10 protein-coding genes and 1 pseudogene are annotated in these 11,884 nt (G+C 40.9%); 9 read left to right on the top strand and 2 right to left on the bottom strand.

From position 1 onward, the window contains the following. Positions 1-1,705: 1,705 nt before the first annotated feature. The 7 genes and pseudogenes from IQR33_RS16980 to IQR33_RS16950 all read left to right on the top strand — a co-directional run bounded on the left by IQR33_RS16980 (position 1,706) and on the right by IQR33_RS16950 (position 7,691). Positions 1,706-3,358: an SgrR family transcriptional regulator gene (locus tag IQR33_RS16980; RefSeq protein ID WP_193837160.1), complete on the top strand. Its 1,653-nt coding sequence runs from the start codon at positions 1,706-1,708 to the stop codon at positions 3,356-3,358. Positions 3,359-3,431: 73 nt separating this feature from the next. After that, the gene (locus IQR33_RS16975; protein ID WP_140209782.1) at positions 3,432-4,058 is read left to right on the top strand and encodes a LysE family translocator; all 627 of its coding nucleotides are present in this window, start codon (positions 3,432-3,434) and stop codon (positions 4,056-4,058) included. A gap of 215 nt (positions 4,059-4,273) precedes the next feature. Further along, complete coding sequence (locus tag IQR33_RS16970; protein ID WP_193837161.1) at positions 4,274-4,762, top strand: GNAT family N-acetyltransferase; 489 nt, start codon at positions 4,274-4,276, stop codon at positions 4,760-4,762. Positions 4,763-4,773: 11 nt separating this feature from the next. Continuing rightward, positions 4,774-5,178: a hypothetical protein gene (locus IQR33_RS16965; protein WP_140184033.1), complete on the top strand. Its 405-nt coding sequence runs from the start codon at positions 4,774-4,776 to the stop codon at positions 5,176-5,178. Positions 5,179-5,288: 110 nt separating this feature from the next. Then, a complete protein-coding gene (locus IQR33_RS16960) occupies positions 5,289-5,648 on the top strand; it encodes a GNAT family N-acetyltransferase (RefSeq protein WP_228009941.1) in 360 nt (119 codons plus the stop codon). Between the two features lie 178 nt (positions 5,649-5,826). Then, positions 5,827-6,300, top strand: coding sequence for a hypothetical protein (locus IQR33_RS16955; protein WP_193837162.1), 474 nt, complete (start codon positions 5,827-5,829; stop codon positions 6,298-6,300). Positions 6,301-6,857: 557 nt separating this feature from the next. Further along, positions 6,858-7,691: pseudogene (locus IQR33_RS16950) on the top strand (IS110 family transposase). A gap of 962 nt (positions 7,692-8,653) precedes the next feature. Here the strand turns inward: IQR33_RS16950 and IQR33_RS16945 are convergent. Next, positions 8,654-8,830 (bottom strand): hypothetical protein, encoded by a 177-nt coding sequence (locus IQR33_RS16945; RefSeq protein ID WP_180818104.1) that lies wholly within the window; start codon positions 8,828-8,830, stop codon positions 8,654-8,656. Positions 8,831-9,138: 308 nt separating this feature from the next. Then, entirely contained in the window at positions 9,139-10,059 is a 921-nt protein-coding gene (locus IQR33_RS16940; RefSeq protein ID WP_140184036.1) for a LysR substrate-binding domain-containing protein, read from the bottom strand. Between the two features lie 113 nt (positions 10,060-10,172). On the opposite strand from IQR33_RS16940, the gene IQR33_RS16935 reads away from it, so the two are divergent. Beyond that, positions 10,173-10,655: a TRAP transporter small permease gene (locus IQR33_RS16935; RefSeq protein WP_008079941.1), complete on the top strand. Its 483-nt coding sequence runs from the start codon at positions 10,173-10,175 to the stop codon at positions 10,653-10,655. Between the two features lie 2 nt (positions 10,656-10,657). Further along, a partial coding sequence (locus IQR33_RS16930; protein ID WP_228013947.1) for a TRAP transporter large permease occupies positions 10,658-11,884 on the top strand: 1,227 nt, incomplete at its 3' end.

The following is an 11,884-nucleotide window of genomic DNA, read 5'->3' as shown; positions in this document are numbered from 1 at the left end:
CAAATGAGGCCTCATACGGCTTTAAAATACAAAACGCCCGATGAAGTACATCGAGCGTTTTAGTTAAAAAGTGTCAACCCATATCAGGACGGGTCACTTTCTCCCCAAAAATTAGAGCTATCCGTTGTTTGAGGGTTATTGACAAGACGCGTTACCACATTTAATCGAGATCTAGCCACGCTTGCGCCCTTACCAGTATCAACCATTGGGTTGCAGAGTTTGAATTTTATCGAAGACGTTTAATGGTTCCTGGGGGAGTGGCAGCTTTGTCGTAAAATGCCTGCTCAAAAATCGTAATGTCATGCTGCGTAGTTACTCTCGAATATCCGACCAATCAATAAGCACCATAGGAAAAGGATTAGCGCGGGTAATAAATGACACATGCCATTTATATGGATTTTTTCTAGGTGTCCCCTACAATTTTGAGACGCTCTGTCGAAGCGCATCTACTCATTGCTTTATATAGAAACTATGAGAGGATTAGTCAGGGCTAGGTGGGGAGTGAGTCGACGTGTTTCTTTGAATCTCAGTGATTAGTATTTTTTTGAATGCAGTAACGTTTTGAGCTGATATCAATTTTAGGTATTAGGGAGCTAAATACCTAGAGTTCGAATTTTGAAGTAACCGGTATTGGTTTTTATATTGAAGCGATTGGTTGGATGTAGAGCGTGTGTACTTTAATTCTTTCAGATTGAACTTGGCATATCGTCGCTAGCACGAACTAGGGGCTATCCACTTCCTCTAGAGCAGTCCAGATTAGTTAAAAGAGTCTTTATAAAAAGTAGATTACAAATCCGTGCCATGTATCACTAAATAATAGTCTTTATCAATGAGGTATAAACAAAGGCTTGTGGGCGGTTAGGGCCGCTCTGCGGCACTCCTTTGTATCGTATGCATCATCTCTCGAGCTCTGTCACACACGATAATGTCAGCAATACTGCAATAATCTCTTGAGTATCGATATCAACAGCTAGGTGCTGAATAGCGCAGCGTGAAGAGTTTTTAAAATAAACATCGACAGCCTTAGTTCGATCACCTACACAGGCATAGGTGGAACAAATCAATCAATCCAAAACGTGAGTGAAACTCAGTTGACTAAAGAGTTATTGTACTCGCACCATTGAGTAATTTTGTAGTGAGGCTTCGGTATGACACCAAAATAAGTGGATGAATGTCACTGATCAAATCGGAAGTTTCTGATTGAGTTAATTGGATTTCGGCAGTTGGCCTATCTGTGAAGTGGTGTTTGGGCTAAATTCATTTGAATTGATAGTTAATGTTTGCCTAGTCATCGTTTTTACTGAAACTTATTAGGAGGCTCATAAGCTTTCGGCATTGCAAACAAATGGAAATATACGACCTAAAAGATGAACTATTTATTTTAAAGAGAGCATTATTACTTCTGGTTTTTTCCTTGATAATCACGCTTAGAGTCATTGTTATGGGAATCAAAATGAATCCACTTGATTATACTTTCTACACTCTGAATGCAAAGTGCTACTTAGTTGAACCAGAACAACCAATGGTCGCCGTACGAAATAGGTCTTATATAAAAGTATATGGAGTGTTTTTCTTGATTGGTTTTCTAGTCGGTCAGATTGTCCATTTCTAGAAAGATTTTTAAATAATTACAAAAAGATAATGTAATCTTAGAAGGCGTCACTTTAAACGAGTCAGCGCATTTAGAACATAACTTGAGGTTGACATGGTAGATTTTCACTCGATATCCACTGGTCATTTGCAACGCTTAAAGCAGTTGGAGAAACACTTTTCTCTCAATGAAACTTACGAGGTTGATATTGCAGCTCTTGCTGACATTCTGGTTTGCTCTGAAAGATACGTTAGCAAGCTAATGGCCTCTTTTGACAGCTTTGGATTTATTCGTTGGGATTCAGGTAAAGGGCGCGGCCATCGTTCGAAATTGACGCTTCTGAAAGGCTTTGAGCCGTCATTGTTTACACAGTTAGAGCGAATGGTTTGCTCTGGCAATATTAATCAGGCATATCGAATTGCTACTCAGTTTGGTGAGGTTCGTCTATTCCAAGACCACTTGCCTCATTGGCTAGGGGAAGTGCAACAAGAGCTGAAAAAACAGAATACTTTAATGTATTTAGTGCCCTATTTATTGCCAGAATGGCGACCATTTATGGCACAATCTGCACGCTCAATCTTATTAATTGATAGTATTTTTGACACTCTAGTTCGATACCACCCGGAACAACAAAAAATTATCCCTCACCTTGCGCATCAGTTCTATTACAGTGACAAGCAAATTCGTCTTAGGATCCGTAATGATGTAGTGATGCACAATGGTAAACTTCTTACACCGAGGCTTATCAAATCAAATATCGAGATGCGCCGCGATACACCACATCCATATCAGATTTTATTTCGCCATATAGAACATATTGAGATCGATAAACAGTGGATCGTTTTTTATATGAATCAGTGTGACCCAGTATTTTTACATCTGTTAGCCGACTCTCACAGTGCGATCTTTGACCATAGGTTATCAACTCCGATTGGGTGTGGGGCATATCAATTGGAAAAGCTAGAGCAACAGTGTTGGAGTCTAGTTCGCAATAGGCGCTATTTTGGTTTGGGAGGTCATATTGAACGAGTAGAATTTTGGAGCAGCGATGCCCAACCTGAAGCTTCTATGCACGTTGTAGAGCAGCTCTATTCTGAATCCCAATTAACTTTGCCCCAACAAACCGACCATAGTGGGTGTACTGTCTTACAGTTCCACCATCATGAGAAAGCTCTATCAGCACAAGAAAGAGCTTGGATCGTATATCATAGCCGACAATTCACACATGGCTGCTCAAAAGAACTGGCAAATAGTGTGATTAACTGCCATCAAGATAAAGGGTTTCACTTATTCAATCACGAAATGAAAGCACCAACTCGCCCCGTAAGAATTGAAGTGGCAGAGAGTCATATTACAGAGTTAAAGCCTTTGCTTGATGCGTTGTCAAAAAAAGGGGTTGTTTGGCAGGTAAATACCCGAGGTGAATCTAATGTCACCTCTGATGTATCCTATGATTGTTACGTATTTGGCGACGATCTTGCCTATCAGTATTACGAATGGATGCTTTGTGGTAATGTTTTTAGGCAATGTTTGCCTGAGAGAGGAAAGCAGAGCTTGTTAACGTTTATTGATATGTTAATGCAGGAAAGCAACAACAGTCAGGAGTTTCTGAATAAGCTGTATCGAGCGGAAGATTGGCTGATTCAGAACTACTATTATTGCCCGCTATGGTGGAATCATTTTACTGTTACTCGTGCGGACAATCTGTATGGAACGGAAACAAATAATATGGGCGTAATGTCGCTAGTGAACATGTGGTTTGAGTGATCGTCTCATTTGAAGTGGATACGTATCAGCGGAAAATTAGTAGAAGTAAGTAACCGTATATTGAGGATAAACAATGGAATTACACGTTTGGTTTGGCTTTGTTATAGCATCACTAATTCTTACTGCTACACCTGGACCTAGCGTGTTTTTAGGTATTACACATGCGCTAATGTATGGTCATAAACGCGTGTTCTACACGGCTCTCGGCGATATTTCTGCTAACTTGATTCAAATGTTATTGGTTGCTTTGGGTTTAGGAGTGATTATCACGAGTTCGGAATTTGCATTTAACCTCATCAAGGCTTTTGGCGTTGTTACATTATGTTACATTGGGCTAAAAATGCTACTAGCCTCTCCCAAGCAGGTAAGTTGCTCTACGTCGGATGAACAGAACTGGCATGCTTCTAACGTGAAACTGTTCTGCTCGGGCTTTTTGGTAGCAGCCGGCAACCCAAAGGCGATCATTTTCTTTTCCGCGTTTTTCCCACAATTTATTCGTGTGGATTCGCCTGTTATACCTCAATTAATGATTATGTGCCCAACTATGGCGCTTCTAGATTTCAGTTTAGTTATGCTCTATGCATTTTCTGCTAGACGAATTGTCGATGCAAGCAGAATCTCTCTTGCATTGGTAAACAAAGGAAGTGGTATCTTGATGCTAGGAGCCGCTGGTATTCTAGCTTTGAAGAGTCAAAAGTAACAATAATGTATGATCTTTGGTTTAATCAGACGAGTTTGAAAAGCATCGGAAATATAAACTTACGCTTGTTGCTAGTAAATGACATATTTTTGTTAACTTGCTGAATTTTAAGGTAAATGTGACACATAAAGTATACGATAGCAAGCTGCTTAAGAGACTGCGCTCTGTATCTGCGTTTTGATAGATGAATGGACCAGCAATAAAGAGTAACACTGATGATAATAAAAAAAGCGACAACAAAAGAAGCAGACTTATTGGTTCACTTTATTAAGAAGTTAGCTGACTATGAACAGCTCCCATATGACGTAACGGTTACTAGTGATGATCTTCGGGAAAATCTATTATCTGCGTCCTCAACGGCGGAGGCGATACTCTTATATGAAGAAGGCCAGCCATGTGGTTTTGCTGTGTATTATTATACGTTCTCGACTACAACCGGAAAGAGAGGCCTGCACCTAGATGATTTATTTATCGAGCCAAAATATCATGGACAGGCGTTTGGTAAACAGGTTCTTGTATATTTGTCGAAATTAGCAGACAAAAATAATTGTGCACGTTTTGAGTGGTGGGCTTTAAAAACTAATATGCCGGCAATAAAATTCTATGAACGAATTGGAGCATCTCAGTTGGACGAATTGGTTGTTTTTCGATTGAATGAAAAAGAAATATCAGATCTAGCTAATACTGAACTGCTAGTTTCTTAAGGTTGATATTTATGCTAACCATGAAACACAATGGACTAAAGATAAAGTGTAAGCTCTTCGCTGTAGCAATGTGTATAAGCTCAGAATTATTTGCTTCACCTCAATACAAAATAGAAGTGTCGGTTGAAAGTGATCACCAGGCGTTATATTTTTATCCGTTTTATGTTTCTGAAGGACTGTGGGGCAAGACAGAAGCTCGTCATTGCGTATATCGTGGACAAATTACTCGGCAAGACAGTGGCTTACAGCTTGAAAGTAAAATGGATTGCCATGAGGGTACGAGTCACTCTTACTATGAAATGCCTATCTTCGTTGTAAAACCATCAGGTGGGGAAGTCAGTATTACTTATGGAGATGCAGGTGAAGATGGAGATTGGTTTTGGAAGTATTCTGCAAAGATTCTTCCTATTGAATAGGTCCTTGTGCTACTAGAGAAAAGTAAAAACTGAAGTTAATTAATTGGCTGAGTCATGGGCATATACTATACAACTCTTTAGAAAATGTTGATTGGAGCCAAGTATCAGATTTGTTTGAAATCGTAGGCTGGGGTAAGAGAAATCCAAAGCAAGTCGAGCAGGCTTTTAAGGCTAGTAGTTTTGTACGGTTTGCATATCTTGACGGAGAACTCATTGGTGTAGGAAGAACGGTTGATGATGGTCTGTATTATGGGTGGATAGTGGATCTCGCTATACTTCCACAATGCCAAGGGAAAGGTGTGGGTAAGCACATTTTATCGGAACTAGAGGTAGACCTTCGCCCATATATAACAACAATGCTGACGGCTGCTCTAGGCGAGAGTGGATTCTATGAAAAATTGGGATGGCGTAAACAACGAACTGCATATATTTGGCCACGTTCAAAGGGGCAAATAAAAGAGTTTACATAGAAAACATCATACCAATGCTTTTTACTCTTTCGTTTTATCTCATGGTTTTCTTATGCTTTATTTCTGTATTTTGATTATTGATTTTTAAAGAGCATTAAGGCTTATAGATTGCCTTTCCATGCATTTTCTCCAATTTATGAAATAGTAATAGTGACTGTTAGTAATAATAGGATGTGTAATGAAAATGAAATCGATTCTTTTAGGGTTTGGAGCCATCTCGCTTTTTGGCTGTACATCACAACTTTACAAGCAAACGGAACCTATTAACTCCGTCACCGGTCACGAGGTAGAACTAGTAAAAAACGTAACAAAACTTGAGATTGATAGTCATGAACGAAAAGCAAGGTTGATCGTTGCTAGAGATCGTGGCTATTTCGCTTCAGCATGCACTAGTTGGATTTACTTGGATGGTAATCATATAGCTACACTTGCTGAATCTGAGTTTTTCAGAGCTTACCCAAGTCCCGGCGAACATAAACTGCAAGTCGTTAATAAAAAATGCATGGCTTACGATCTGGAGTTGAATCTAACGCTCATCGCTGGCGAACAACAAGCATATAGAATTATGTTTGATGGAAGTGGGCTGTTTGCAGAACAAGCGCTTATTCCGTTCCAGTTTAGAGAGTACCAAGAAACATTAATGGAAAAGTAATGAATGCTGCTACATGTGCATGTGGTTTCTTTTTCTAATATCCCATTCTACAGTTCATTAATCGCAAACCAGAGAATCGACGTGACCTACGCTATAAGCCCCCAAAGAACAGATCGTAGCCAGAAGGTCAAATAGACTGTGAACTATTGTCTATTGCAGACAAAACTGATGGACTGAATAACCACCGACTTAATAGACACCTTTTAGTTAGAAAAATGACTAACAGAGAGGTTATAGAAATCCTTGAGCAAGAAAGACACACCATGATGGAGAAGGACTTGGATTGTTCATTTCAAAAATAGTAGCCGATGCTCTTGATCTCGAAATAGGAACTAAGAGTATAAGTACAATGGTCAGTCTTAAGCTGAAAAACTTTTCTATCTGAAACTAACGGAATGTATCAAATATACAAATTAAAAAATGAAGTCTGCATGATCTCTTTTGGGTACTACGTCTAAACACCCTTAACTTAGAAATGATGTGATGGACGCCCCCATTAACAGCTTCGATGAGCCAGAATTAAGGTGTTAGCACTTAATTACGAAGGGGTATCAATCATGAACATTGAAGTTGTTGGTATCGATATTGCCAAATCCGTCTTTCAGGTTTGTGTTCTACTTCATGATAACAAGGTGGAATGGAACAGAAAGATGATCTGAAGCGATTTGATGACGAAGCTGAATCAGCTTCCGGAGAACACTCTCATCGCAATGGAAGTTGAGCATCATCTCACTACTGGGCTCGGAAAATGAAGCAGCACGGGTTTGAAGTTATGCTGATACCAGCACAATTCGTGGGGCATCAGAAGAACGATGCTAATGATGCCAGAGCAATATGCGAAGGTTCCCAACGACCAGATGTTCACCCTGTATAAGTAAAAACGATTGAACAGCAAGATATCAAAGCATTGCGAAATGTCCGTCTGCGCCTCGTCGATAATTGCATTGCTTTAGTTAATCAATCTCGTGCTATGGCCGCTGAATACGGTGTGATACTTCCTAAGCATGTGACTAAGTTTAAAGAACTTTGACCATTAGCTATTGAAGATGCGAGTCATCAGTTATCCCATATTATGGGGCGTCTATTGCTTGAAAACTACGATGAGCTTAGGCAGTTAAATCGAGATATTCAGCAAGTAGAAAATGAAAGGTATTACCAAAAACTGCAATAAACAGCTACAAACGCTGATCTTGCATGGCGCACGAGCGGTTGTTCGGTATGCAGATAAACGTCAGGATAAGATGGGAATGTGGTTACGGTATCTTATTGCCAGAAGAGGCAAACTTAAAGCTGTTGTCGCTTTGGTTAATAAGCGATGTAAGCGATGTCGAATTGGATGGCATCTGCTAAACTCAGGTGAACAATTCAATGTGAATAAAGCCTTTGCGTAACAGTTAACATGTAAAATGTTCTACAGTTAAAAAGCAGTACCCGAGTTTGCAAGTATTGATGAACTAACGGTCAACGTCTCTGCGAAAGCCTAGTTTTGGACAAAGCATTACTATGCCGTGGAAATGTAAAGAAAGCAGCGAGCAGATTACATCATGGCGTGAGCAGTTAAAGCTCATAGAGACGTCTGATATATGTCAGTGAGCCGAACCTAATCAGCTCTTGCAATCATAGGGGCATCCATATAAGTCCAAGAGTGTACGGCGCATTAAAGGCAAACCTTGTCTTGATTCCTTTCCGAGCTAAAAACTTATCAAGCAGACTGCGTGACGCAACTTGCGTGATGAATTTGTTTCTATTTGTGGACAAGAACAAGTAATAACTAAGCAAAGATATCGAGCCTATCAAACAGGTGAAAAGTCAATGAATTATGAGCTATTGTCTTTGTCTCGGTACGGCTAGCCCTCTAAACTCAAGTGCCCTCCAACACTTTAGTTGCTAAGAGATCCCGGATCATAATTGATACAAACTGGCTGAAGGGTTATTGCATCCTGCATTTTCTACATGCGAAACTAAAAATTATGCACATTTTGAGTACATGTACCTAATTCAACGTTGATTTTGGTATTCGTTTTAAACTAGAACATTTTGGGAACCGCTCAATTAAGGTATATGTACGTTAGACGTGTTGCGCCTGTCCCTGATAATTGACACCAAAAAATTGATTCAAGTATGTATTTTGACGTTAGACCGTAAGGGGAGGGCTCAATGAGTGACCCTAAACGAATAGAAACTACGCTTTCACTTTTGAAAAAGATTTGGGGCAATAATGCTGATCTTAGGGTTAATCAGTTGATGTATAACCTTATTCAATTTCTAGGGGGAAGTTAACGCAAAAACCACGATAGCTTTTGTCTAAATGGCAAGATACCTTTGAAGATTGTGAAAGAATGACTAGTGGTGGTTACTCAGCGAGAACAGCTTTATTAACTGCAACGCGCATTTGTTGTATAATATTACGGCGAGCTTTCTTGATATTGCAGGCAGTATGCACACTAACAATGACACCACTCATCGAGCGAGTAATTGCCTCATAACGTTGTTGTTCAGAAAGGCGAATTCTTTTAGTTTGTTGTGTCATGTCGTATATCCCAGGTGGTGAGCCGCGGATTTCATCCATGACGATTATAGTTTCAATGTAACTTTGACATTGCACCTTGTCTACACTCACGTAAACAGACCCTACAGGAAGCATCTACGTTAGTTTAAAGTCCGCGATATACCATTTTTGTCAAAGCTCATCTTCATGGCTCAAATCTAGGTTCAGCAATTGGGTTTTGTACTCATTCAGCTCGAAAGTTATTTATGTTGTGGATACATGCATCGTCTTTCGTAAATCTTCTTCGCCCCATTATAATTATGTAATAGATATGGAGAGTTTCCATACACCTATTCCAAAACCGACACAAATGAGTTCACACTATGCTGAATGTTCTCTGCAAACAATTTGGCTAGCTCAGACATTGGTTTATGCGCCGGCGTCAGAATAGCATGATCGAATGTCACGACGGGGGAAAAAGGGCGAAAAACAACTTTCCCTTGATCACCTTTATAGAGCTTATAACTGGCGGCACTTATTGGATCACAGATACAAGCACATAGCTGTTGTTCGACAAACTCAAAGCCAGAAATGTAGTTTTGCAGCTCGAACCTAGGCCGATAGGAAGCATTATGCTCTTCAAACAATGCGCGTAAGTGCTCACTTGCAGCATGACGGGTAAAAAGAGTCGCAAGTGGGAAGTCATCGAGGTCGTTCGGAGTAATCGTCTGTTTCTTGGCAAGAGGATGATCAACGTGTAAGGCACACACTCCTTGTAGGTGAATCGGTTCGACATGGAATGAGTCTCTATCTTTGGGTAACTCTGAGTAACCGATATCGTATTGTTGGGAAGCAATCCAATCTTGAACCATGGTTGAACTACGCATCATCATGGATACCTCAACCTCAGGCCTGTCTTTTACAAACTCTGCAATAACGTGAGGCATAAAGAATAATGCGGCGGCAGGCATGCAGGCGATCCTCAATTTGCCTCGCGTTAGGTTTTTCACTTCTGCCATTAACTGAGTCGCGCGTGAAAGTCGCTCTAGAATCGCATCGCTCTCTTCAAGTAAAAAATACGCCTCTGGATTCGGCACGAGTCGACCTTTATGTCGTTCGAATAATGCAAAGCCAAGCTCTTTCTCTAATCCGACCAGCATTGCGCTGATCGCCGGCTGTGTTCGGCACAACGTTTTGGCAGCTAAGGTCACGGATCCAGAACGCATCACGGTGCGAAAGGTTTCTAGCTGTTTTATAGAAAGGTTATTCATATGAGTCTATAAGAAAAAGTTATCAGATTAGAGAAATTTTAAATTTGTTTTTATTGCTTGTCATTATTAAATTAACGAGGTGTTTACAAATAAAACAATAAGGAAATAACAACGTGGAGCAAAAGTTTAGATATCTACTCACTTTCCTGATTGCATCTGTGGCATTGATGCAGTTTGTTCAGGTAGTGACACGATATGTCTTTGAAGTCCCAATTATGGGGCTTGAAGAGTCGATGGTTATTCCGACCTTATGGCTCTACATGCTTGGTGCGGTGAATGCGTCTAGGGAAGATACGCAAATCCGTGCAAATGTACTGGAAATATTTATCAAGACAGAGCGAGGTCATCAAATCTTAGCCCTTATCAGTGAAACGATCAGCTTGGTGATTTCGAGTTGGTTGACCTACTGGGCTTGGGACTACGTCAAGTATGCGTGGAGGGTTTGGAAAGAGAGCCCAACGCTTTATATCCCAACTTTTTATCACGAGTGCTCGGTCTTTATCGGCTTACTCCTGATAACCCTCTTTATTGCAATGCATGTGGTCAAGTTGATTCGTCAACTGATGTCTCCTTCCTATCAAGTAAATAAGGTCTAATTATGGTTGAAGTAGCTCTGTTGGCAGTAGCCGTTTTGGTCATACTGCTGACCTTTGGTGTGCCGTTACCGTTCTGTTTTGGTGGTGCGTTAATGGTGATGGTTTTTATCGGTGATATGTCGATGAAAGGCAATATGATGTGGGGAGCGGGTCAGCTGATGAACCCTGTTCTGCTAGCTATTCCGCTATTTGTTCTGGCAGGAACGATCATGAGCAGGAGCGGCATTGCCGCCAGTTTACTCGGATTTGTGAACGTGTTCGTAGGTCATATTCGCGGCGGTCTAGGGATTGTTGCATCCTTCAGTTGTGCAATCATTGGTGCCATTTCTGGTAGTGGGTTAACCGGTGTCGCGGCTATTGGTCCTTTGTTAATTCCTGAGATGGAAAAGCGCGGGTATCCAAGAGCGTATGCGACCGCACTGATTGCAAACTCGTCCATTTTGGGACTGTTGATTCCGCCAAGCGTAACCATGATTGTCTACGGTTGGGTAACGGATACCTCTATTCTCGCCTGTTTCCTAGCAACGCTTGGCCCTGGCTTATTAGTGACCTTTAACTTCGCATTAATCAATATGTACAAAGCGCGCAAGTTTCCATTGATATTGGATGATAAGCCGTCGATGTCAGAGTTGATTAAGCAAACCTCTAGCAAGACGTTTCATGCCGTACCTGCTTTATTAATGCCGGTAATCATCTTAGGTGGAATCTATGGTGGCGTGATGACGCCGACTGAGGCCGCAGCTGTAGCCGTTATCTATGCTGTTCCAGTGGGTTTTCTTATCTACAAAGGTTTGAGCTGGAAAACACTGCTTATCTCGGGGAAAGAATCAGCAACGGCGGTCGGGTCAATCATGTTCATGATTCTGTTCAGCTTGATTCTTAGCCAGATGTTCGTGGTTGAGGATATTCCTCAGCAACTGGTCGAAGCGATTTTCGGTATCACTGAAAACAAAGTCCTGCTGCTTATTTTTATCAACATTTTGTTGTTCTTAGTGGGAATGGTGGTCAATGACCTGACTGCAATCATTCTTATCGCTCCGCTATTACTACCTCTGATGACCGCTATTGGCATCAGCCCGATTCAGTTTGCAGCAATCATGGGTGTGAATACAGCAATGGGTGGTGTTACTCCACCATACGCGTCGATTCTATATCTAGGTGCACGTATCGGTAACGTTAAATTCTCCGAAGTAGTTGGCCCTGCAATGTCGCTGATACTACTTGGTTAT

Source organism: Vibrio sp. OPT46 (assembly GCF_015163535.1).
In the GTDB taxonomy this organism is placed as follows: domain Bacteria; phylum Pseudomonadota; class Gammaproteobacteria; order Enterobacterales; family Vibrionaceae; genus Vibrio; species Vibrio alginolyticus.
Note: the sequence above shows the minus strand (reverse complement) of the source record. Positions and strands in the feature narration are given on the sequence as shown.

Excerpts from the sequence above, each read along its gene's own strand:
- IQR33_RS16940 (WP_140184036.1), bottom strand. The coding sequence starts at position 10,059 with ATGAATAACCTTTCTATAAAACAGCTAGAAACCTTTCGCACCGTGATG.
- IQR33_RS16980 (WP_193837160.1), top strand. The coding sequence starts at position 1,706 with ATGGTAGATTTTCACTCGATATCCACTGGTCATTTGCAACGCTTAAAG.
- IQR33_RS16975 (WP_140209782.1), top strand. The coding sequence starts at position 3,432 with ATGGAATTACACGTTTGGTTTGGCTTTGTTATAGCATCACTAATTCTT.
- IQR33_RS16970 (WP_193837161.1), top strand. The coding sequence starts at position 4,274 with ATGATAATAAAAAAAGCGACAACAAAAGAAGCAGACTTATTGGTTCAC.
- IQR33_RS16945 (WP_180818104.1), bottom strand. The coding sequence starts at position 8,830 with ATGACACAACAAACTAAAAGAATTCGCCTTTCTGAACAACAACGTTAT.
- IQR33_RS16965 (WP_140184033.1), top strand. The coding sequence starts at position 4,774 with ATGCTAACCATGAAACACAATGGACTAAAGATAAAGTGTAAGCTCTTC.
- IQR33_RS16955 (WP_193837162.1), top strand. The coding sequence starts at position 5,827 with ATGAAAATGAAATCGATTCTTTTAGGGTTTGGAGCCATCTCGCTTTTT.